This window comes from Bradyrhizobium sp. USDA 4011 (assembly GCF_054063415.1).
In genome coordinates, this window is the sequence record NZ_JBSSGG010000001.1 from 4000003 (window position 1) to 4021115 (window position 21113).

The window sequence follows — 21113 nt, forward strand, 5'->3', positions numbered from 1 at the left end:
GCCCATGACCGCAATGCTATCCAGCGATTTGCCCCTGCCCCGGATCGGCCGCGGCAAGGTGCGCGATATCTACGCCGTCGGCGACGATCGTGTGCTGCTGCTCACCACCGACCGCATCTCGGCATTCGACGTGGTGATGGCGGAAACCATTCCGATGAAGGGCGCGGTGCTGACCCAGATCAGCGCCTGGTGGTTCCGGCAGCTCGAAGGCACCGTGCCGCACCACATGATCAGCGCCGATGCCGACGAGATCATCCGCGCAGTGCCTGCATTGAAGGATCATCGCGCCGACATCCTCGGACGCGCGATGCTGTGCAAGCGCACCACCGTGTTCCCGATCGAATGCGTGATCCGCGGCTACATCTCCGGCTCGGCCTGGAAGGAATACGCGGCCGAGGGCACCCTCGCCGGCGAGAAGCTGGCGCCGGGCCTGGTCGAAAGCCAGAAGCTCGAGCCCGCGATCTTCAGCCCGGCGACCAAGGCCGAGGCCGGCCATGACGAGAACATCACGGTTGAGCGGGTGCGCAAGATCGTAGGCAGTGACGTTGCCGCGACGCTGGAGAAGATGGCGCGCGACGTCTACGCTTACGGCGAACAGACCAGCCGCGCCCGCGGCATCATCATCGCCGACACCAAGTTCGAGTTCGGCCGCGACAAAGACGGCCGCATCATCCTGATCGACGAGGTGATGACGCCGGATTCGTCGCGGTTCTGGGCGGTCGATACCTACAAGCCCGGCCAGCCGCAGCCGAGCTTCGACAAGCAGCCGCTGCGCGACTATCTCGACGTCGAACGCCACGCCGGCCGCTGGAACGGCGACGCCCCGCCCCCGCCGCTGCCGGCGAGCGTGGTGGATGCGACCAGCAAGCGGTATCTCGAAGCGTATCGCCGCGTGACAGGCAGCGAGCTGACGGTCTAGCGGCGGCGCGTTCGCTCTATCGCCGTCACCCTGAGGAGGCCGCAACGCGGCCGTCTCGAAGGGTCGACGGCCCGGCTGGTGGCCGTACATCCTTCGAGGCTCGCTGCGCTCGCACCTCAGGATGACGGGGAGAGAACGCGCTGCGCCTGCCATCGACTGATCGTACGATCCCGTTAGGCCAGGTGAATCCAATTCACCCCTGTTGAAGACATACCTTTTGTCGGCACATCCGCCGCGCTGCACTCTCGGCGCAAAGCGGAGAGTGCACGATGCGGCAATTGACTTATATCGGCGGCAACAAGGTTGAATGGTGGGATGTTCCGGCGCCAAGGCTACAGGATGACCGCGACGCGCTGGTGCAGCCGCTCGCGGTGACGCGCTGCGATCTCGATCTTGCGATCGTGCATGGCCGATCGGGCCTCGCGGGCCCATTTGCACTCGGACATGAGACCGCGGGCCGCATCGTCGACATCGGCGGCGCGGTGAAGAATTTCGCGCCCGGCGATCTCGTCATCGTTCCGTTCCAGATCAGTTGCGGCACTTGCGACCGCTGCCGGCGCGGCCACACCAATGCCTGCACCGCGGTGCCGTTTCGCTCGTCCTACGGGCTGAAGCCGGTGTGCGGCGTGGAGTACGGCGGCGGCCTGTCCGACCTCATCCGCGTGCCGTTCGCCGATCACATGCTGGTGCGCCAGCCCGACGGCCATGCGCTGTCGCAAACCGCAGGACTGGCCGACGGTGCGACCGACGGGTTCAGCGCGGTGGCGCGCTGGCTTGCGCAACGGCCCGGCGCCGATGTGCTCGTGATCGGCGGCTTCGCGCAATCGCTCGCGTTGTTCGCGGTGCAGGCGGCGGTGGCGCGCGGCGCGGGCCGCGTCGTCTATCTCGATGACTACGCGCCGCGCCTCGCCAAGGCGAAGTCGCTCGGTGCCGACGTCATCGAAGCCCCTAGCGGCCTGTCGATGGAGCCGCCCGGCCTGTTTCCGATCGTGATCGATGCGGCCGCGACCGACGCCAGCATCCTGCTGGCATTCCGCGCGACGGAACCCAACGGCATCTGCCAGCGCATGTATGGCGACTTCGCCGAGACCACGCCGGTGCCGCTGCGCCATATGTACGGTGTCGGGATCACGCTGAAGGTCAGCCGCGTCAATGTGCGCGCCGAACTGCCCGACTGCGTCGCCCATGTGGCGGCAGGACATTACCACCCAGAACATGTCATCACCCGCCGCGTCCGTTTCGAGGATGCGCATGAGGCGATCGGGGACCCGACCATCCGCGTCGCCTTCGTTCGCGATGGCATCGCGTGATCAACAAGGTTAGGCTCGGCTCCAACCAACAAGCCCAAGGGAGTCAGCCCATGACCGAAGCCGACAGCGTGCTCGTCGAGCGCGATGGTGACATCACCATCATCTCCATCAATCGTCCGCATTGTCGCAACGCCGTCAACGGCGCGACCGCGCGCAAGCTGTATGACGCATTCCTGGCGTTCGATGCGGATGCGAGTGCATCGGTCGCCGTGTTCACCGGCACCGGCGGCTATTTCTGCGCCGGCGCCGACCTCAAGGCGGTGGCATCAGGCGATCCCGAGAAGCGGCGCGAGGTTCGCGGACACAACACGATCGCGCCGATGGGCCCGAGTCGGCTGCGGCTGTCGAAGCCGGTGATCGCCGCGATCGAAGGTTTCGCGGTCGCCGGCGGCATGGAACTGGCGCTGTGGGCCGACATGCGCGTGGTGGCGGAGGACGCCACCTTCGGCGTGTTCTGCCGCCGCTTCGGCGTGCCGCTGATCGACCTCGGCACCATCCGCCTGCCGCGGCTGATCGGCCATTCCCAGGCGATCGACCTGATCCTCACCGGGCGCCCGGTCAGCGGCCCCGAGGCGCACCGCATGGGGCTCGCCAACCGGCTGGTGCCGAAGGGCGAGACGCGCGCGCACGCCATTGCGCTCGCCAAGGACATCGCGAAGTTTCCGCAGAATTGCCTGCGCGCCGACCGGCTCTCGGCGTTGCGGCAATGGGACCTCGACGAGGAAGAGGCGATCCGGAACGAAATGCGTGGCGGGCTCGAGGTCATCGCTTCAGGCGAGACGCTGTCCGGCGCGACGCGCTTTGCCTCGGGTATCGGCCGCCACGGCGCATTCGGAAATGAGCGCGGCAATGGGTAGTCCAACAGCGCCAGCCTTTGCGTTCCTGCTGCCGACGTGCTGAGCTGTCGCACCATTCCGAAAGCAAGACGATGCCCGCAACCGAGCTGAAGAACTTCACGACATCCGATTTCCGCTTGGAGAACGGCAGCGTGCTGGGCGAAGTCACCGTCGCGTACCGCACCGTCGGCACGCTGGCGCCCAACCGCGACAATGTCGTGCTGATCACCCACGGCAACACCAGCGGGCCGCAGATGATCGATCCCGGCGAATCGACCGGCGAAGGCAGCTGGAACGAGATCGTCGGCCCCGGCAAGGCTGTCGACACCGACCGCTACTTCGCGATCTGTCCGAACATGCTGGGCTCGTCCTACGGCTCGACCAACGCGGCAAGCATCGATCCGCGGACCGGCCGGCGTTACGGGCCACGCTTTCCGGACATCACCGTCAGCGACATCGTCGCCACCCAGCGCGCGATGCTCGATGATCTCGGCATCGACAAGCTCGTTGCGATCGTCGGTCCGTCCTATGGCGGTTTCCAGGCGCTGCAATGGGCGGTGAACTATCCCGACGCCATGCGCGGCATCGCCGCTGTCGTCACCGCGCCGCTGGTGCCGCACGAACGCGCCGAAGGCAATGTCGCGCGCCTGATGGCGGGGCTGTCGCAGGATCCGAACTGGAACGGCGGCGACTATTACGATCACGGCGGCGTGCTCGAAAGCATGATCCAGATCCGCGCCGCGACGCTGAAGAGCTACGGCATCGAGACGCGGCTGCGCGACACGATGACCGATCCCGCTGACATTGAGGCCGCGATCCGCGCCGAGGCGGCGGAATGGGCCGGGGGGTTCGACGCCAATTCGCTGCTGACTCTGGCCAAGGCGCTGCGCCGCTTCGACGTGACGGCGCAGTTCGGACAGATCAAGGCCAAGGTGCTCTATGTCCTGTCGCGGACCGACAGACTGTTCCCGCCGGAGCTTGCACCGCAGGTGATGCCGGCCCTGAAGGCCGCCGGCGTCGACGCCGATTATTTTCTGCTCGACAGCGACTACGGCCATTCGGCATCGGGCCGCGACGCGCACAAATGGGCGCCGCGGCTGCGCGCGTTCATGGAGAGCCTCGGCTAGAGCAAGCCGCTGGCGGTCGCCTCAAGTTGCTCCATCAGCGCCTTGTCCTGATACCGCGCGAGTGAGAGGCTGCGGGCGAATGCGGGCACGGGCGCGCCGACCACAGCGCGGGCGCAGAGATCGCCGGTGGCGCAGGCGCCCATCGTGCCGTAACCCGACAGCGCGGTGGCGAGGAAGACGCCCGGCGTCTTCGCCGCGCCGATCAACGGCCAGTTCTCCTTCGTCATCGGGTAGTAGCCGCCGTAATGCACGCGGTCGCGCGGTAGCGCGCCGAGATATTGCGCGAGGCGCGGCTGCAGCCGGCTCGCCGCGCGCAGCACGACTTCGGGGAAATATGGATTGAGCTCCGGCTCGCGCACCGGCGCCGTGGTCTGCTCGGCATTGAAGGCCCAGCCGAGCTTGATCCACTCGCCGTGATCGCCGCCGTCAGGCCGGCAATGGATGCTGCCCGGCATCGGCGCCAGCAGCCGCGCGAATTCCGGCGCCGCGGACAGCGCCTCGCGCTCGTCGTCGGACCAGGCCAGCGTCTGGCCGTCGAGATCGATCGCAAACGGCATTTTGCGATCGACCGCGCGGTTGCGATCGGCGAACGCGATCTTCTGCTGGAGCACGTTGACGATCGGAAGCGCTTCGCCATGCATCGCCGCGACATGCGCGGCGAACGGGCCCGCGGCGTTGACGATGATGTCCGCCTTGATGTGCCTCGCGCCATCGGCCAGCACGTCGACGGCGAAGCGATCGGTCTTCGCGATGCCGACCACCTTGGCCTGCTGGAATTGCGCTCCCAGCGGCCGCATCGTCTCCAGCATGTACTGGCCGAGCTGCTGGCCGCTGATGTCGCCTGCCCGGCGGATATGTAGCGCGGTCGAGACCGCCTTATCGAAGGTCGGGTAATGCGCCGCAATCAGATCGCGGCCGAGCAGAACGTCGACGCCGTCGGGTGCGTTTTGCCAGTCCGCCGAATGCGGCGGCACGTAGCCGCGGCCTGCCCCTTCATGCAGACGGATCAGCTTCGCGGCTTGCGCGCCATAGCCGGCGTAGAGCTGCTGCAGCAATTCCTCAGGTTTCTCCTCGCGCGTGACCAGCAGATATCCGCGTCGCGTCATGTGGATGCGGTTGTCGCTGCGGCGTGCGATCTCCTCCATCAGGTCGGTGGAATGATCGGTGAAATCGGCCATCGTCGGATGCGGCCACCAGTTGCGGTAGTTCTCGCCCGACTGCGCCGAGGTCAGCGCCATCGGCTGGCCTTCGTCGACGATCAAAAGACGCGCACGCTTGTGCTGAACGGCGAGGGAGTACGCCGTGGCGATGCCGACGATGCCCGCACCGATCACCAGGATTTCGACGTCATTGGTCTTCACGCGTGGTCTCCCAAAGGCCCGCAGTGGGGCCTGCGATGATTTGAATTGTCGCAGCGATCAGACCGGGCGTTCGGGGTCCGCATCGCGCAACGCCTGGCGCTGCGCCGAGCGCAGCGTCTTCTGCGTTTCCTCGATGTGATCACGCAGCAGGCGGACGGCCTTCTTGACCTCGCCGTCGCGACAGAATTCGAGCAGCCGGTAGTGCTCGCGTTGCGGACGCTCCTTGCCGGTCGCCTGCGACACCAGCGCCCGCGTGAAGCGGCCAACGTGGCCGTAATTCGCCTCGATCATGCTGAGCAGCCGCGGACGATTGCATGGCGCGTAGAGCGTGGCGTGGAATTTCCAGTTGAAAGCGCCCCATTGCGCCGGATCAGGCTCGGCGTCGTAGGCACGAAGGATTTTCGTCGCCGCCTCGAGATCGATCTCGCCCATCGCGGGGATCGCCAATCGCAACGCGTGGCATTCGAGTGCGATGCGGATCTCGAGCAGCTCGATCACCTCATCGATCGACAGGTCGGAGACGACAGCGCCGCGGTTGGGCAGGAAGGTCACAAAACCCTCGGCCTCGAGCTGGCGCAGCGCCTCGCGCACCGGGATGCGGCTGGTGCCGAACCGGGCAGCGAGCTCGTCCTGACGGAGCTGCAGTCCGGGCGCGAGCTCGCCGGAACTGATCGCGGCCCGCAGTGCCTCGCGCACGGCGTCCGGCGCGGAACCGTGACGTCCGGCCCCTCGATGGCTGGCGGCGGTCGCAGGTTCCATCCGGCTTCTCTCTCTTGCTGGTGAGCCAAGCCAAGATATCCGACCTGGTCATGATTGTATAAAATCAGATTGCCGATTATGCAATTCAATGTATAAAATCTTGAGCTATCGTATCCAGTTCTGCCGGCGTCCGCGAGCACCTGATGAACAAAACATTCAAGCGATTGATCTACCTGGCCTTTCTTGCGGCGATGGGATCCGTCCCGGCGCAGGCCCAATCGCCCGGCGGGACACTGGCCAAGATCCGCGATGCCGGCGAAATCCGGCTCGGGCACCGCGACGTCTCGGTCCCGTTCTCCTATCTCGACGACAACCAGAAGCCGGTCGGCTTCGCGATGGACCTCTGTGCCCGGATCGTCGAGGCGGTGAAGAGCGAGCTCAAGCTGCCGGCGCTGCAGACCAAACTGCAGCCGATCCAGCTCTCCACCCAGATACCGCTGATCGAGAACGGCACCATCGACATCGTCTGCGGTCCCGCTACCAACACGCTGGAGCGGCAGAAAGTCGTCGCCTTCAGCACCACGATCTTCGTCTCGAGCATCCGCGCGGTGGTGCAGAAGGACGCCCCGATCAAGACCTTCGAGGACCTCGGCGGCAGGCCGGTCTCGCTGACTTCGGGATCAACTTCGATCGGCCTGTTGAGCGCGCGCGCCCAGGCGAAGAACTTTCAGACCAAGAACATCCTGACCCCGGATCATGCCGCGTCGTTCCTCGCGCTGACCACCGGGCGCAGCGACGCCTTCGTGATGGACGACATCCTGCTCGCGAGCCTGATCGCGGGCAGCCCCAATCCATCCGACTGGCGCATCATCGACGACAGCCTGCGCACCGAGCCCTACGGGCTGATCATCCGCAAGGGCGATCCGGAGTTCAAGGCGCTGGTCGACCGGACGCTGGCTGCCATGATGAAGAGCAACGAATTCCAGGAGCTCTACGCGAAATGGTTCACGCGGCCGATTCCGCCGAAGAACGTGAACCTGAGTTTCCCGATGACGGCGCCGCTGAAGGACGCCGTCGCCAATCCGAACGACAAGGGCGTCTGACAGGCACGGCGGTTCGGGTCGGCCCGTAGCGACGACGGCCACTCGGCGTCCGGCCCGACGCGGACATGGTAGCCGCGGTCGCGGCAGCTTCATGGGGCCAGCCTCGGCCAGAGCCCGTTATGATAATTTCGAAACGTTCCGAAATCGATTCCCTTGCGCTGGATCAACGCGAGGCCACCTCGGCTGACGCATGCTTGTTTTAGGTGTTCGTGGGGGCGTTCGTGATCGCTCCCGCCTTTTGTCTGGAACGCGCATGAAAGCAATGCCATTTGCGGCCCTGTTGCTCGCCATGTCGGTCGCGGCGACGATCCCGACCAGTTGGGCTGAGTCGCCCCCCGCTCCAAGCAACTCCGAGCGATATGTCCCGCAGCTCGCCAACATCATGACCGCCGCGCAACTTCAGCATCTCAAGCTGTGGTCCGCCGGAACGGCCCGAAACTGGCCGCTTGCGGCTTATGAGCTGCAACAAATCAAGGAAAGCCTCGTCGAGGCAGCGCTGCTTTACAGGGGGATACCAGTCTCCAACATCACAACGCTCGCCTCGACCATCTCCGTTATCTCGGAGGCCATCGACCGCAAGGACCCGGACAGGTTCGTGAAGGAGTTCGGCGAGCTGACCAAGGGCTGCAACAGCTGTCATCAATCGATGGACCGCGCCTTCATCGTGCTGCGCACACCTGCCGAGCAGCCGTTTTCGAACCAGGCGTTCCAGCCGAAGGGCAAGCCTTAGCCATCGGCCAACGCGTGATTGCGGAGAACTACATCAAATCTCACGCGACCAGCGTGAAAGACATCATAACGCGCGGCGTTTCCGGACACGCCCTTGCATGATATCGCCGGAATATTCGAAGAGAGCCACATCAACCGCGTCCCGATCGTCAGCGAGGGCGGCGATCTGGTCGGCATCGTTACCCGCGCCAACATCATCCAGGCAATCGCAGGCGCGCGCTCACAGGCTGAACGTGGCCGCAAGCCACGGCGTCGTCGATCTCTGGGGCTTTGCCCAATCGGATACCGCCCGGCGAGCCATCAGGGTTGCAGCCGAAAACAGGGCCGGCGTGACCACCGTCAGTGATCACATGACGGTGGAGGTCACCATTTACTGATGGCGAGTTCGGCTGTGCCCCGCTAGACGCCGGCCATCATCACGTATTTGATCTCGACATACTCATCCATGCCGTGACGCGAACCTTCGCGGCCGAGGCCGCTTTCCTTGACGCCGCCGAACGGTGCGACCTCGGTCGTGATCAGGCCGGAGTTGACGCCGACCATGCCCGACTCCAGCGCCTCGGCGACACGCCAGACGCGGCCGATGTCACGCGAATAGAAGTAGGAGGCGAGACCGAACGGCGAGGCGTTGCACATCGCGATCACATCGGCCTCGTCCTTGAAGCGGATCACCGGCGCCAGCGGGCCGAAGGTCTCCTCCTGCGCGACGAGCGCGTCGGGTCTCACGTCCGACAGCACGGTCGGCTCGAAGAAGCTGCGGCCCAGCGCCGAGCGCTTGCCGCCGGTCACGACCTTGGCGCCGCCCTTGACCGCATCCGCGATGTGCCGCTCGACCTTCTCGATCGCCTTCATGTTGATCAGCGGTCCCTGGGTCACGCCGGCCTCCGTGCCGTCGCCGATCTTCATCTCGGCGACCTTCTTCGACAGCTTCTCGACGAACTGGTCGTAGATCTTGTCCTGCGCGTAGAGACGGTTGGCACAGACGCAGGTCTGGCCCATGTTGCGATACTTGGAGACGATAGCGCCTTCGACCGCGGCATCGATGTCGGCATCGTCGAACACCACGAACGGCGCATTGCCGCCGAGCTCGAGGCCGAGCTTCTTCACGCCGACCGATGCTTGCCGGTACAGGATCTTGCCGACATTGGTCGACCCCGTGAAGCCGACGAACCGCACCGCCGGATGCTCGCACAGCACCTTGCCGATCGGCGGCGCATCACCGGTGACGATGTTGAGCACGCCCTTCGGCACGCCAGCCTTTTCGGCCAGCACAGCCAGCGCGAGCGCGGACAGCGGCGTCTCGTTGGCGGGCTTCAGCACGACGGTGCAGCCGGCGGCCAGCGCCGGCGACACTTTTCGCGTGATCATCGAGTTCGGGAAATTCCACGGCGTGATGGCGCCGCAGACGCCGATCGGCTGCCGGATCGCGAGCAGGCGGGCATCCGGACGCTGGGTCGGGATCGTCTCGCCATAGACGCGGCGCGCTTCCTCCGCGAAGAACTCGACATAGGCCGCGCCGATATCGACCTCGCCGAGCGCCTCCGCCAGCGGCTTGCCCTGCTCGGAGGTCAGGATCAGCGCGAGGTCCTCGCGGTTGGCGATGATCAGGTCGAACCATTTGCGTAAGGTATTGGAGCGCTGCTTGGCGGTCAGCTTGGCCCAGGCCGGAAACGCGCGCTGGGCGGCCTCGACAGCCCTGGTGGTATCGTCAGCGCCCAGTTGCGGAATCTTGATCAGCTCGACGCCGGTCGCGGGATTGTTGACGGCGAACTCCGGCGTGCCGACCCAGGCGCCGTCGATGTAGCAGCGGTCGCGCAGCAGCGACGGGTCCTTCAAGCGGCCTTGCAGAGAGGATGCTGCGGATTGCGTGGCGCGTGCGGCAACGGGCGGGGTCATGGCGTTACTCCTGGAATTTCCTTGGGGTATTTGCGGCCTATATAAGCGGAAAGCCGCTGCGATGCACCGGCGCCGGGCGCGACCCTGCTTCAAGCAATATCGAGGGCTGGCGCGCAGTTCCTACATAAGCCGGCGCTTAGAGCGCGCCGCCCGACATATAGGTTTCGCGACGGCCGATCATGCGCTCGGCCGCGGCCTTGGCATCCGCCTTGGTCGAGGTCGCGCAGGTCCGGTATTCGAGGTCGGCTTGCGCCCGCGCATCGCGGCGGCCGAACCAGGATTTTGTGCCCGTCTGCAGCAGCGCCAGCGCCTGAGCGACGTTATCGACCGCCTCGAATGAATGCAGGGCGCCGGTACCCGCGTAGCGAACTTCGTAGAGACCCGGGCTGATCGGCGCCTCGATGTTCTCGCCGCGGCCCGGCCGCGGATAGCGCTTCCATTCACTCCATGTCGAAATCATTGCTGCGTCCCCGCAACCCCAAATATGACGATGGTTTTCGTCAAATCATCCGTTTGTGCCGCACCGATTGTGCAGCGATCTGAATGCGTTATTGCAAAAAAACAGGTCCGAAAATCAGTCTGTCGATCACGTTACCGTGGCCCTCCCTGCCGGTCACCCGGACTTGCCCAAAGCCCACCGCAAAATCTGGGCGCGTGGTGAACGCCCGCTAAGCGAGCCCGTTCCTGCTACCCGGCTTTCACGACATCGCGACATCATCGCATCGCGCCTGCCTTGCGGGAGCGGAAAAGCGGGAGGATGATCCCGCCACTTCAAAACAATAAACCCCACCGGAGGACGCCCCCAATGCAGAGCAAGGCTCAGATCGACCAGTTATTGCGGCAGAAGAGCGAGGCAAAGGAGATTCCCGGCGTGGTCGCCATCGCGGCCACCGGCAAGGACGTGATCTACGAAGGCGCGTTCGGCAAGCGCGACCTCTCCAAGAGCGATCCGATGACCGCCGATAGCGTGTTCTGGATCGCCTCGATGACCAAGGCGGTGACCTCCGCGGGCGCGATGCAGCTCGTCGAGCAGGGCAAGCTCTCGCTCGATGAGCCGATCGGCAAGCTGTTGCCCGATCTCGCCGCCGTGCAGGTGCTCGACGGCTTCGATGCCAAAGGCGAGCCGAAGCTGCGGCCTGCCAAGGGGCCGATCACACTGCGCAAGCTCATGACCCACACTGCCGGCTTCTGCTACGACCTGTGGAACGCCGACATGGGGAAATATATGGAGAAGACCGGTACGCCCGGGATCATCTCCTGCTCGAATGCCGCACTGAAGACGCCGCTGGCGAGCGATCCCGGCACGCGCTGGGAATACGGTATCAATATCGACTTCGTCGGCAAGGCTGTGGAGGCAGCATCCGGCAAGAAGCTCGATGCGTACTTGCGCGACCACATTTTCGCGCCGCTCGGCATGAGCGACACCGCCTTCAAGATCTCCGACGACATGCGCAAGCGGCTGGTCGGCATGCACGCCCGCGGCGCGGACGGCACGCTGGCCGCGATCCCGTTCGAGCTCGAGCAGAACCCTGAATTCCACATGGGTGGCGGCGGCCTTTATTCGACTGCGGCCGACTACATCAAGTTCTGCCAGATGATCCTCAACAAGGGCAAAGGCAACGGCAACCAGGTGCTGAAGGCCGAGACCGTCGCTTTGATGGGACAGAACCACATCGGCGAGCTCACCGTCGGCAAGATGACGACGGCGGCGCCGATGTACACCAACGACGTCGATCTCTGGCCCGACATCGTCAAGAAGTGGGGACTGAGCTTCCTGATCAACACCGCCAAGACGCCGGAAGGCCGCAGCGCCGGCAGCCTCGCCTGGGCGGGCCTCGCCAACACCTATTACTGGATCGATCCGTCGCGCGACGTCTGCGGCGTGATCCTGACCCAGCTGTTGCCGTTCGCGGACAAGCACAGCCTGGAGGCCTTCGCAGGCTTCGAGAAGGGCATTTATGCCGGCCTCGACGCCGGCAGCGGGCAGCGGGCGGCTTAAGGACGCGAGCACGATCAACTCCCTCTCCCCGTTTCTTACGGGGAGAGGGTTGGGGTGAGGGGCTGCTTCCGCACACATCTGTAACGGCTGAACTCGCGGAGACTCCCCCTCACCCGGATCGCATCTGCGATGCGATCCGACCTCTCCCCGCAAGCGGGGCGAGGTGAAGTAAACCCCATACCCGCCATAGGTCGGGCCTGTCCTGTCGGCGCCAAACGACTAAGATCGCGCAAAAAAGCGTGACGACACAAACACGACCAGAAGGAGGACCAGCTTGGCACCCACACCCAAGGCATACAGCTATGTCTGCGGCATTTCCGATACGCCGCTGCTCGGTGAAACCATCGGCCGAAGCCTCGACCGCGCACGCGCGCGCTGGGGCGGTCGCGAGGCGCTGGTCTCGCCGAGCCACAATGTGCGCTGGACCTGGAACGAATTCGCCGAGCGCGTCGAGGCGCTGGCGGCCGGCTTCCTCGCGCTCGGGCTGCAGCGCGGCGAGCGGATCGGCATCTGGTCGCTGAACCGGCCGGAATGGACGCTGACGCAATTCGCCGCCGCGAAGGCCGGCCTGATCCTCGTCACCATCAATCCCGCCTATCGGCTGAGCGAGCTCGAATTCGCACTCGGCAAGGTCGGCTGCGCCGCGATCGTGACCGCGACCGCGTTCAAGACCTCGGCCTACATGGAGATGCTGAACACGCTGCTGCCCGAGCTTGCGGGCTCCGAGCCCGGCCATTTGGGCTCGGCGCGGCTGCCGCAACTGCGCGCCGTGATCCAGATCGGCGGACCGACGGCACCAGGCACGATTCCATTCGATGCGGTCGCGCAGATGGGCGGGGCGCGCCATCGTGAACAGCTTGCGGCGCTCGGCGACAGCCTGCAATTCGATGATCCGGTCAACATCCAGTTCACCAGCGGCACCACCGGCTCGCCCAAGGGCGTGACGCTGACGCATCACAACATCCTCAACAACGGCTACTTCACCGGCCGCGCCATGCGCCTGACCGAGCGGGACCGCATCTGCATTCCGGTGCCGCTCTATCACTGCTTCGGCATGGTGATGGGCAATCTCGCCTCCGTCACGCTCGGCACCACCATGGTCTATCCAGGCGAAGGCTTCGACCCGCTGGCGACGCTTGCGACGGTCGCGCAGGAGAAATGCACGACGCTGTACGGCGTGCCGACCATGTTCATCGCCGAGCTCGACCATCCCGAGTTCAAGCGCTTCGATCTGTCCTCGCTGCGCACCGGCATCATGGCCGGCGCGCCCTGCCCGATCGAGGTGATGAAGCGCGTCAACACCGAGATGAACATGCACGAGGTGACGATCGCCTACGGCATGACCGAGACCAGCCCGGTGAGCTTTCAGAGCGCGACCGACGATCCGCTGGAGCGCCGCGTCTCCACCGTCGGCCGCATCCACCCGCATGTCGAGGTCAAGGTCGTCGATCTCGACGGCAACGTGGTGCCGCGCGGCGAACGCGGCGAGCTCTGCACCCGCGGCTACAGCGTGATGCTCGGCTATTGGGACGAGAAGGAAAAGACGGGCGAGGTGCTCGACGCCAACGGCTGGATGCACACCGGCGATCTCGCCGTGATCGACGACGAGGGCTATTGCAACATCGTCGGCCGCATCAAGGACCTGGTGATCCGCGGCGGCGAAAATCTCTATCCGAGAGAGATCGAGGAATTCCTCTATCGCCATCCCAAGATCCAGGACGTGCAGATCTTCGGCGTCGCCGATGAGCGCTATGGCGAGGAGCTCTGCGCCTGGGTCAGGGTCAGGGCCGGCGAGACCCTCACGGCAGACGAGGTACGCGCCTTCTGCCAGGGCCAGATCGCCCACAACAAGATCCCGCGCTATGTCGAGTTCGTCGAGGAATTCCCGATGACGGTGACCGGCAAGATCCAAAAATTCGTGATGCGCGACGCGGTCGAGCAGCGGCTGGGGCTGAAGGCCGCGAAGACGGCGTGAGGCATTTGCTTCTCCCTCTCCCGCTTGCGGGGGAGGGTCGGGGTGGGGGCTCTGTCCGCGAGTCACATCGTGGAGAGAGCCCCCACCCGGCGCTACGCGCCGACCTCCCCCGCAAGCGGGAGAGGTGAAGAAGCCGTCGCCCTTAAACCAGCAACCCCTTCTGCTTCGCCAGATCCTTCAGCGAGACCAGCGGCCGGGCGCCGATGTGCTGGATCACTTCGGCGGCGGCGAGCGCGCCGAGGCGGCCGGCGTTCCCATGGCCGACATTGCGCACCAGACCGACCAGGAAGCCTGCGGCGAACAGATCGCCGGCACCGGTGGTATCGACGAGCCTGTCGATCGAAGAGGCGGCCGCCGATACGACGCCATCACCTGAGATCACCACGCAGCCCTTCTCGCTGCGGGTGACGACGCCGAGTTTCGTATCCTTGCCGAACTGCTTCAGCGCGGTGTCGAAATCCGAGGTCTGGTACAGCGAGTGCAGCTCGGACTCGTTGGCGAACACGAGGTCCACCGTGCCCTTGCGCATCAGACCGAGGAATTCGTCGCGGTAGCGATCGACGCAGAACGAATCCGACAGCGTCAGCGCGACCTGGCGGCCCGCGCCATGCGCGATATCGGCCGCCTTCACGAAGGCGTCCTTGGCGTTCTTCGGATCCCAGAGATAGCCCTCGAGATAGATGATGCCGGCGGCCGCGATCTGAGCCGGATCGATGTCGTCGGGCGTCAGGTCCTGCGCGGCGCCGAGATAGGTGTTCATGGTGCGCTCGCCATCCGGCGTCACCAGGATGTAGGAGCATCCGGTGGCCGGGCCGGTCTTGGCCGGCGCGGTGTCGAAGGTGACGCCGGCGGCGCGGATGTCGTGGACATAAAGCTTGCCGATCTGGTCGTCCTTGACCTTGCCGACATAGGCGGCACGGGCGCCGAGATTGCCGACGCCGACGATGGTGTTCGCGGCCGAACCGCCCGACATCTCGGTCGCCTGCCCCATATCGGCGTAGATCGCGGTGGCGCGCGCTTCGTCGATCAGCTGCATCGAGCCTTTGGTCATGCCGTGACGGGCGAGAAATGCCTCGTCGGTCTGCACCAGCACGTCGAAGATCGCGTTGCCGATCCCGAGAACGTCGTATTTTGCGTCAGCCATAGACCTGCCCTGTGTTAACGCCACCCAACAAGAGCCGCGACCTATCACGTTAGGCCTAGCGCCAGCAAGGGAAGCGGCTGCTATACAGGCCCGATGTTCCGCTCCTTCCTCACCGTCTCCTCGGGAACGCTGGCCTCGCGACTGCTCGGCTTCGTGCGCGATTCCGTGATCGCGGCGCTGCTCGGCGCGGGGCCGGTGGCGGATGCCTTTCTGGCCGCATTCCAGCTTGTGAACGTGGTGCGGCGGCTGCTCGCCGAGGGCGGACTGAATGCCGCCCTGGTGCCGGCATGGCTGAAGGCGCGCGATGCGGAGGGCATGACCGCGGCGACCGCGTTTGCCGGCCGCGTGCTCGGCACCGTCAGCGCCGCGGTCATCGCGGCGGCGCTCGTGATCGGCGTGCTGATGCCGCTGGTGATCGCGGCGATCGCGCCGGGCTTCGTCGGCCGCGACACGCTGCAATTCGCCGTCGACGACGCACGACTGATGTTGCCCTATCTCGCCTTCGCCGGCCCCGTCACCGTGATGATGGCGCTGCTCAATGCGCAGGGACGCTTCGCGCTGACGGCGTTCTCGCCACTGCTGTTCAACATTGCGCTGATCGCGGTGATGGCCGCGCTGCTGGCGCGGCGGCAGGAGCCGGTGCAGGCCGCGCTTGTCATGGCCGCGACGATCGGCGTCGCCGGCTTCCTGCAATTGTCGATGCTGGCGCTGCGCGGCGCAAAGCTCGCCGCGCCGCTCCGCATCTCCTTCGATCCCGAGATGCGCAGCTTTCTCGGTCGCGCGGTCCCCGGCATGGTCGCGAGCAGCGCGCCGCAATGGCTCATGGTGGCGGGCGCGGTGATCGCATCGACCTCGCCATCGGCGGTATCCTGGCTCTATTTCGCCAACCGCCTGCTCGAGCTGCCGCTCGGCATCGTCGGCGTCGCCATGGGCACCGTGCTGATCCCGGAGATGACGCGCGCGGTGCGCAGCGGCGAATCTATTGCGATCGCGCATGCGGAATCGCGCGCCCTCGAACTCGCGGCCGGGCTGGCGCTGCCGGCGACGCTCGGCCTGATGGTGCTGAGTGAGCCGATCGTGCGGATGCTGTTCGAGCATGGCGCGTTCACCGGGCAAGATACCGCGGCCACCGCGCAAGCCCTGATCTGGCTGACGCTCGCGCTGCCGGCGCATGTGCTGGTGAAGGCGCTGTCGCCGGCGTTCTTTGCGCGCGAGGACACTCTGACGCCGCTGTTTGCGACGCTGAAGGCCATCGTGGTCGCGATCGCGGCGGCCTTCCTGCTCGGCCATATGTTCGGCGCGAGCGGAATCGCCGCCGGCATCGCACTCGGCGCCTGGAGCAATGCGCTGGCGCTGATCCGCAGGGGTGCCGCGACCTTCGGCTTTTCGATCGATGCCGAGGCGCGTCGCCGGCTGCCGCGCATCCTGGCCGCGGCGCTCGCGATGGGTGCCCTGCTCTGGCTCGCGGCAGGCGCGCTGCCGGCCGCCGGCAGCCACGGTTTCGTGCAGGCGGCCTCCCTCCTCGTGCTGATCGCGGCCGGGATCGCCGGTTACGGGCTCCTCTTGCAGCTTTTCGGCGTCACAGGCTGGCGCGAGGCGGTTAACGCCGTCAGGCAAAGACGCCCGGCCTGACTTGCGCACGCGGGGCTTAAGTGGCAAACGACGCCGCCAAAGCCGCAATTTCCGGGAATTAGACCATGGCGTTCGTTGAACGGGTTTTCTCAGGCGTCCAGCCGACGGGCAATCTGCACCTCGGCAACTACCTCGGCGCCATCGTCAACTTCGTGAAGATGCAGCAGACCCACAACTGCATCTATTGCGTCGTCGACATGCATGCGATCACGCAGGGCATCGAGGTCTGGGGCGGCCCGACCGAGCTCGCGCGCAACACCCGCGAGGTGACCGCGGCCTTCATCGCCTCCGGCATCGATGCCAAGAAGCACATCGTGTTCAACCAGAGCCAGATCGCCGGCCATGCCGAGCTGACCTGGATCTTCAACTGCGTCGCGCGCATCGGCTGGCTGAACCGCATGACGCAGTTCAAGGAGAAGGCCGGCAAGGACCGCGAGAACGCCTCGGTCGGCCTCTACGACTATCCAGTGCTGATGGCTGCCGACATCCTGCTGTATCGCGCGACCCATGTGCCGGTCGGCGAGGACCAGAAGCAGCATCTGGAGCTGTCCCGCGACATCGCGCAGAAGTTCAACAACGACTTCGGCGATTCGATCCGTGGCCATGGCTTTGCCGACGGCCTGTTCTTCCCGCAGCCGGAGCCGCTGATCACGGGACCCGCGACGCGGGTGATGAGCCTGCGCGACGGTACCAAGAAGATGTCGAAGTCGGACGCATCGGACAATTCGCGCATCAACCTCACCGACGACGCCGACACCATCGCGCAGAAGATCCGCAAAGCGAAGACCGATCCGGAGCCGCTGCCGTCGGAGGAAAAGGGTCTCGAGACCCGCCCCGAGGCCGACAATCTGGTCGGCATCTACGCGGCGCTCGCCGGCGTCTCCAAGCAGGAGGTGCTGACGCAGTTCGGCGGCGGGCAGTTCTCGAGCTTCAAGAACGCGCTGGTCGATGTTTGCGTCGCAAAACTGGCGCCGATCGCCTCCGAGATGAAGAAGCTGGTCGCCGATCCCGGCCATGTCGATTCGATCCTGGTCGACGGCGCCAACCGCGCCCGCGGCATCGCCGACGAGACCATGCGCCTCACCAAGGACATCGTCGGCTTCATCCGCCCGCGCTGACATCGCCGGCAGAACTGCGCGCGCCCTCTCCCCAACGGGGAGGGAGTGTGGCAGCATGGGCCTTATTTGAGCATGATCTTTTCGGAAAACCGCTGCGCACTTTTCCGGATCATGCTTGTTGGTTCAGCACCGGGACATGCATGACCGCCCAGCGACGAAGCTACGAGACAGGTCACAAGCCGAAATGCCTCGTCATCGTTGACGACACCGCGGAATGGGACCGCGCGGTCTATTACGCCAGCCGGTGGGCGATCCGGGTCGGCGGCGGCGTCCTGATGCTGCGGGTGATCGAGACCGAGGACCAGAACCAGCAATGGCTGGGGGTCGCCGACATCATGCGCGCGGAGGCCGAGGAAGCCGCCAACGAGGCGCTCGATCGCGCCGCCGGCCGCGCCAACGGCATCGCCGCGATTACGCCGGAGCGGGTGATTCGGGAGGGTGACCCGATCGAGCAGATCCTCGACGTGATCGACAAGGACGTCGATATCGCGATGCTGGTGCTGGCCGCCAACCCGGGCGCCGAGGGGCCCGGACCGATCATCACCACCATGGCCAAGACCATGGGGGCATTCCCGATCCCGGTAACCATTGTGCCCGGCGGCCTGACCGACGCCGAGATCGACGCGCTGTCCTAGCGTTATCGGCCTCGAAGCCGCTCCAGAGCATGGATCGGGGCCTGGAACCGCGGTTTTGCAGCTTGATCGCGGGCTTTTTAATTGCCATCTGACTCCTTGATTTGACGCGTTTTCTTCACGCGACCCGGTGTCGTTTCGCTCGAAAACGCTATAATGGAACCCAACGCGCCGGCCTTGAACCGGCGACGCCGGAGACAGCAAATGTTCATTCAGACCGAAGCCACGCCCCAATCCCGCCACCCTGAAATTCATCCCGGGCCGTGCCGTGCTCGACAGCGGCACCATGGAATTCTCCTCGCCCGAATCCGCCGCGCGCTCGCCGCTCGCCGAACGGCTGTTCGCCGTGTCCGGCGTCACCGGCGTGTTCTACGGCGCCGACTTCGTCACCGTGACCAAAGCGGACGGCGACTGGCAGCACCTCAAGCCCGCGATCCTCGGCGCCATCATGGAGCACTACATGTCCGGCGCGCCGCTGCTCGCCGACGGCACCGCTGGCAGCGATGACGCCCGCGACGAGGAAGACGAGTTCTTCGACGAGGCAGACGCCGAGACGGTCGAGCAGATCAAGGACCTGATCGAGACCCGCGTGCGTCCAGCGGTTGCCAATGACGGCGGCGACATCACCTTCCGCGGCTTCAAGGACGGCATCGTCTATCTCAACATGAAGGGCTCCTGCGCCGGCTGCCCGTCATCGACCGCGACCCTGCAACACGGCATCCAGAACCTGCTGCGGCACTTCGTGCCCGACGTGCAGGAAGTCCGGCCGATGTAATTTGCGCCGGGTGAGCAGCCAGGCGCGGCCCACCTTCGATACGACACAGTTGATGGTGGGCAAGGCACTGCACGCTTTGCCCGCCCTGAGAGGGGGGACGAACAGTGAGCCGGCGAATCGGAAATGGTTCTGACCTTCCGTTCGTCCTGACGTTTGCCCCATGATGATTCTCGCGATCGATACGGCGCTCGACGCCTGCTCCGCGGCGGTGCTCGACACCGACTCCGGCAATACCATCGCCATCGAATCGCAGGCGATGCAGCGCGGCCATGCCGAGGCGCTGATGCCGTTGATCGCGCGGGTGATGAAGGAGAGCGGCATCGGCTTTGCCGGGCTTGACCGCATCGCCGTCACCACCGGCCCCGGCAGTTTTACCGGCCTGCGCGTCGGCCTGTCGGCAGCGCGCGGCCTCGCACTCTCTGCGGAAAAGCCGGTCGTCGGGCTATCGACGCTCGCCGCCTACGCCGCGCCCGTGGTTGCCGGGAATGGCGCGCACGCAATCCTGTCGGCGATCGATGCGCGGCACGATCACGTCTATTTCCAGCTGGTCAGCGGCGACGGCAGCTTGATGCTCAAGCCGAAGGTTGCGCCGATCGCGGAAGCGCTCGAGGCCGCACAGTTCGGCGCGCTGCATCTGGTCGGCAACGCCGCCAATATCCTTGCCGAGCGCTGGCCTGCGGATGCCGCTCCACCGGTCAAGGTCGACAGGCAGCCCGCTCCCGACATTATCTGGGTCGCCTGGGTCGGCGCCGCGGTGGATCCCGACACTGCGCCGCCGCGTCCGTTCTATCTGCGCGCACCCGACGCGAAGCCGCCGAAGGATCGCCTGGTCATCAGCGCGCCGCCGTCGACATGAGCGGCTGGCTGTCGCGATGGTGGGGCGGCGGCACGCCCGCGGTCGAGCCCGCATCCCTGCGTGATGCGGCGCGGCTCGCGCAATTGCACGGCGCCTCGTTTCATCGCGGCTGGGGCGAAGGCGAATTCGAGGCGATGCTGACCGAGCGCAACACGCTGGTGCACCGGCTGCGCCAGGGTCGCAAGGTGATCGGCTTTGCGGTCTCGCGGATGGCGGCGGACGAAGCGGAAATCCTGTCGATCGCGATCGATTCCAATCAGCGCGGGCGCGGCCTGTCGCGCGAGCTGCTGCTGACCCATCTCGGCCATCTTGCCGGCCGCGGCATCCGCACCATCTTCCTCGAAGTGGAAGAAAACAATCAGCCGGCGCGACGGCTCTACGAAAGGGCCGGATTCGGCGTGATCGGCCGCCGCGAACGCTATTACAAGCAGCCCGGCGGGGAACATTTGAACGCGCTTCTGATGCGGCGCGACTTGTCGTAACATCGGCGCGATGGCACAACACCCCACTCTGCCGCCCAAGGCTTGAAGAATACGGCCCGAACCCCATGACCACGGTGAAAATCCCGCCTGCGCATAAAAATACCGGCATCGAGGCGCGCTGCGCCGCGACCGGCATGCGCATGACCGAACAGCGCCGCGTGATCGCGCGGGTGCTGGCGGAGGCGATGGATCATCCCGATGTCGAGGAACTGTACCGCCGCTGCGTGGCGGTCGACGACAAGATCTCGATCTCGACGGTGTATCGCACCGTCAAGCTGTTCGAGGATGCCGGCATCATCGAGCGTCACGACTTCCGCGAGGGCCGCGCGCGCTACGAGCAGATGCCCGAGAGCCATCACGACCACCTGATCAATCTGCGCGACGGCAAGGTGATCGAATTCACCTCCGAGGAAATCGAGAAGCTGCAGGCCGAGATCGCGCGCAAGCTCGGCTACAAGCTGGTCGATCACCGTCTCGAGCTCTATTGCGTGCCGCTCGATGACGACAGCAAGTCGTAAAC

20 protein-coding genes and 2 pseudogenes are annotated in these 21113 nt (G+C 65.5%); 17 read left to right on the plus strand and 5 right to left on the minus strand.

Annotated features, from left to right (window positions below; genetic code table 11):
• Positions 1–4: 4 nt before the first annotated feature.
• The 4 genes from ACVW1C_RS18685 to ACVW1C_RS18700 all read left to right on the plus strand — a co-directional run bounded on the left by ACVW1C_RS18685 (position 5) and on the right by ACVW1C_RS18700 (position 4192).
• Positions 5–919: a phosphoribosylaminoimidazolesuccinocarboxamide synthase gene (locus ACVW1C_RS18685; RefSeq protein WP_456759688.1), complete on the plus strand. Its 915-nt coding sequence runs from the start codon at positions 5–7 to the stop codon at positions 917–919.
• Between the two features lie 269 nt (positions 920–1188).
• Positions 1189–2229, plus strand: a complete 1041-nt coding sequence (locus ACVW1C_RS18690; protein ID WP_456759689.1) for a zinc-dependent alcohol dehydrogenase — start codon at positions 1189–1191, stop codon at positions 2227–2229.
• A 50-nt stretch (positions 2230–2279) separates the two neighbouring features.
• Positions 2280–3086, plus strand: a complete 807-nt coding sequence (locus ACVW1C_RS18695; protein ID WP_456759690.1) for a crotonase/enoyl-CoA hydratase family protein — start codon at positions 2280–2282, stop codon at positions 3084–3086.
• A gap of 71 nt (positions 3087–3157) precedes the next feature.
• Positions 3158–4192 carry an alpha/beta fold hydrolase gene (locus ACVW1C_RS18700; protein WP_456759691.1) on the plus strand — a complete coding sequence of 345 codons (1035 nt, stop codon included), beginning with the start codon at positions 3158–3160 and terminating at the stop codon, positions 4190–4192.
• On the opposite strand, the gene ACVW1C_RS18705 is transcribed toward ACVW1C_RS18700, so the two are convergent.
• The gene (locus ACVW1C_RS18705; protein WP_456759692.1) at positions 4189–5553 is read right to left on the minus strand and encodes an NAD(P)/FAD-dependent oxidoreductase; all 1365 of its coding nucleotides are present in this window, start codon (positions 5551–5553) and stop codon (positions 4189–4191) included. The two genes, ACVW1C_RS18700 and ACVW1C_RS18705, sit on opposite strands and share 4 nt — an antisense overlap.
• Before the next feature lie 57 nt (positions 5554–5610).
• Positions 5611–6312, minus strand: coding sequence for a GntR family transcriptional regulator (locus ACVW1C_RS18710; RefSeq protein ID WP_456759693.1), 702 nt, complete (start codon positions 6310–6312; stop codon positions 5611–5613).
• Between the two features lie 143 nt (positions 6313–6455).
• Between ACVW1C_RS18710 and ACVW1C_RS18715 the strand changes: the two genes are divergently transcribed.
• The 4 genes and pseudogenes from ACVW1C_RS18715 (at position 6456) to ACVW1C_RS18730 (ending at position 8461) form a co-directional block, all read left to right on the plus strand.
• Positions 6456–7355 carry an amino acid ABC transporter substrate-binding protein gene (locus ACVW1C_RS18715; RefSeq protein ID WP_456759694.1) on the plus strand — a complete coding sequence of 300 codons (900 nt, stop codon included), beginning with the start codon at positions 6456–6458 and terminating at the stop codon, positions 7353–7355.
• A gap of 253 nt (positions 7356–7608) precedes the next feature.
• Positions 7609–8085, plus strand: coding sequence for a hypothetical protein (locus ACVW1C_RS18720; protein ID WP_456759695.1), 477 nt, complete (start codon positions 7609–7611; stop codon positions 8083–8085).
• Between the two features lie 93 nt (positions 8086–8178).
• Positions 8179–8235: pseudogene (locus ACVW1C_RS18725) on the plus strand (hypothetical protein); the annotation flags it as partial.
• A gap of 82 nt (positions 8236–8317) precedes the next feature.
• On the plus strand, positions 8318–8461 hold the full coding sequence (locus tag ACVW1C_RS18730; RefSeq protein ID WP_456759696.1) for a BON domain-containing protein: 144 nt from the start codon (positions 8318–8320) through the stop codon (positions 8459–8461).
• A 22-nt stretch (positions 8462–8483) separates the two neighbouring features.
• Here ACVW1C_RS18730 and ACVW1C_RS18735 read toward each other — a convergent pair whose 3' ends face one another.
• Both ACVW1C_RS18735 and ACVW1C_RS18740 read right to left on the minus strand, forming a co-directional pair.
• On the minus strand, positions 8484–9980 hold the full coding sequence (locus ACVW1C_RS18735; RefSeq protein ID WP_456759697.1) for an NAD-dependent succinate-semialdehyde dehydrogenase: 1497 nt from the start codon (positions 9978–9980) through the stop codon (positions 8484–8486).
• Between the two features lie 136 nt (positions 9981–10116).
• Positions 10117–10440, minus strand: a complete 324-nt coding sequence (locus ACVW1C_RS18740) for a hypothetical protein (protein ID WP_173639697.1) — start codon at positions 10438–10440, stop codon at positions 10117–10119.
• Between the two features lie 345 nt (positions 10441–10785).
• Here ACVW1C_RS18740 and ACVW1C_RS18745 point away from each other — a divergent pair, with 345 nt between their 5' ends.
• Positions 10786–11979: a serine hydrolase domain-containing protein gene (locus ACVW1C_RS18745; RefSeq protein ID WP_456759698.1), complete on the plus strand. Its 1194-nt coding sequence runs from the start codon at positions 10786–10788 to the stop codon at positions 11977–11979.
• 274 nt (positions 11980–12253) lie between these two features.
• A complete protein-coding gene (locus ACVW1C_RS18750; protein ID WP_456759699.1) occupies positions 12254–13954 on the plus strand; it encodes an AMP-binding protein in 1701 nt (566 codons plus the stop codon).
• A gap of 142 nt (positions 13955–14096) precedes the next feature.
• On the opposite strand, the gene ACVW1C_RS18755 is transcribed toward ACVW1C_RS18750, so the two are convergent.
• Positions 14097–15098, minus strand: coding sequence for an adenosine kinase (locus ACVW1C_RS18755; protein ID WP_456759700.1), 1002 nt, complete (start codon positions 15096–15098; stop codon positions 14097–14099).
• A gap of 93 nt (positions 15099–15191) precedes the next feature.
• Here ACVW1C_RS18755 and murJ point away from each other — a divergent pair, with 93 nt between their 5' ends.
• From murJ to ACVW1C_RS18790, 7 genes and pseudogenes are all read left to right on the plus strand, one after another.
• Entirely contained in the window at positions 15192–16730 is a 1539-nt protein-coding gene (murJ, locus tag ACVW1C_RS18760; protein ID WP_456759701.1) for a murein biosynthesis integral membrane protein MurJ, read from the plus strand.
• 65 nt (positions 16731–16795) lie between these two features.
• The gene (gene trpS / locus ACVW1C_RS18765) at positions 16796–17848 is read left to right on the plus strand and encodes a tryptophan--tRNA ligase (protein WP_456759702.1); all 1053 of its coding nucleotides are present in this window, start codon (positions 16796–16798) and stop codon (positions 17846–17848) included.
• A 140-nt stretch (positions 17849–17988) separates the two neighbouring features.
• Complete coding sequence (locus ACVW1C_RS18770) at positions 17989–18483, plus strand: universal stress protein (protein ID WP_456759703.1); 495 nt, start codon at positions 17989–17991, stop codon at positions 18481–18483.
• 201 nt (positions 18484–18684) lie between these two features.
• Positions 18685–19255, plus strand: a pseudogene (locus ACVW1C_RS18775) (NifU family protein).
• A gap of 160 nt (positions 19256–19415) precedes the next feature.
• The gene (gene tsaB / locus ACVW1C_RS18780; protein WP_456759704.1) at positions 19416–20111 is read left to right on the plus strand and encodes a tRNA (adenosine(37)-N6)-threonylcarbamoyltransferase complex dimerization subunit type 1 TsaB; all 696 of its coding nucleotides are present in this window, start codon (positions 19416–19418) and stop codon (positions 20109–20111) included.
• Positions 20108–20593 carry a ribosomal protein S18-alanine N-acetyltransferase gene (gene rimI / locus ACVW1C_RS18785; protein WP_456759705.1) on the plus strand — a complete coding sequence of 162 codons (486 nt, stop codon included), beginning with the start codon at positions 20108–20110 and terminating at the stop codon, positions 20591–20593. Before tsaB ends, rimI begins: the two co-directional genes overlap by 4 nt.
• A 65-nt stretch (positions 20594–20658) precedes the next feature.
• A complete protein-coding gene (locus tag ACVW1C_RS18790) occupies positions 20659–21111 on the plus strand; it encodes a Fur family transcriptional regulator (RefSeq protein ID WP_092120651.1) in 453 nt (150 codons plus the stop codon).
• Positions 21112–21113 lie beyond the last annotated feature (2 nt).

Excerpts from the sequence above, each read along its gene's own strand:
- ACVW1C_RS18685 (WP_456759688.1), top strand. The coding sequence starts at position 5 with ATGACCGCAATGCTATCCAGCGATTTGCCCCTGCCCCGGATCGGCCGC.
- ACVW1C_RS18690 (WP_456759689.1), top strand. The coding sequence starts at position 1,189 with ATGCGGCAATTGACTTATATCGGCGGCAACAAGGTTGAATGGTGGGAT.
- ACVW1C_RS18695 (WP_456759690.1), top strand. The coding sequence starts at position 2,280 with ATGACCGAAGCCGACAGCGTGCTCGTCGAGCGCGATGGTGACATCACC.
- ACVW1C_RS18700 (WP_456759691.1), top strand. The coding sequence starts at position 3,158 with ATGCCCGCAACCGAGCTGAAGAACTTCACGACATCCGATTTCCGCTTG.
- ACVW1C_RS18710 (WP_456759693.1), bottom strand. The coding sequence starts at position 6,312 with ATGGAACCTGCGACCGCCGCCAGCCATCGAGGGGCCGGACGTCACGGT.
- ACVW1C_RS18715 (WP_456759694.1), top strand. The coding sequence starts at position 6,456 with ATGAACAAAACATTCAAGCGATTGATCTACCTGGCCTTTCTTGCGGCG.
- ACVW1C_RS18720 (WP_456759695.1), top strand. The coding sequence starts at position 7,609 with ATGAAAGCAATGCCATTTGCGGCCCTGTTGCTCGCCATGTCGGTCGCG.
- ACVW1C_RS18735 (WP_456759697.1), bottom strand. The coding sequence starts at position 9,980 with ATGACCCCGCCCGTTGCCGCACGCGCCACGCAATCCGCAGCATCCTCT.
- ACVW1C_RS18740 (WP_173639697.1), bottom strand. The coding sequence starts at position 10,440 with ATGATTTCGACATGGAGTGAATGGAAGCGCTATCCGCGGCCGGGCCGC.
- ACVW1C_RS18745 (WP_456759698.1), top strand. The coding sequence starts at position 10,786 with ATGCAGAGCAAGGCTCAGATCGACCAGTTATTGCGGCAGAAGAGCGAG.
- ACVW1C_RS18755 (WP_456759700.1), bottom strand. The coding sequence starts at position 15,098 with ATGGCTGACGCAAAATACGACGTTCTCGGGATCGGCAACGCGATCTTC.
- murJ (WP_456759701.1), top strand. The coding sequence starts at position 15,192 with ATGTTCCGCTCCTTCCTCACCGTCTCCTCGGGAACGCTGGCCTCGCGA.
- trpS (WP_456759702.1), top strand. The coding sequence starts at position 16,796 with ATGGCGTTCGTTGAACGGGTTTTCTCAGGCGTCCAGCCGACGGGCAAT.
- ACVW1C_RS18770 (WP_456759703.1), top strand. The coding sequence starts at position 17,989 with ATGACCGCCCAGCGACGAAGCTACGAGACAGGTCACAAGCCGAAATGC.
- tsaB (WP_456759704.1), top strand. The coding sequence starts at position 19,416 with ATGATGATTCTCGCGATCGATACGGCGCTCGACGCCTGCTCCGCGGCG.
- rimI (WP_456759705.1), top strand. The coding sequence starts at position 20,108 with ATGAGCGGCTGGCTGTCGCGATGGTGGGGCGGCGGCACGCCCGCGGTC.
- ACVW1C_RS18790 (WP_092120651.1), top strand. The coding sequence starts at position 20,659 with ATGACCACGGTGAAAATCCCGCCTGCGCATAAAAATACCGGCATCGAG.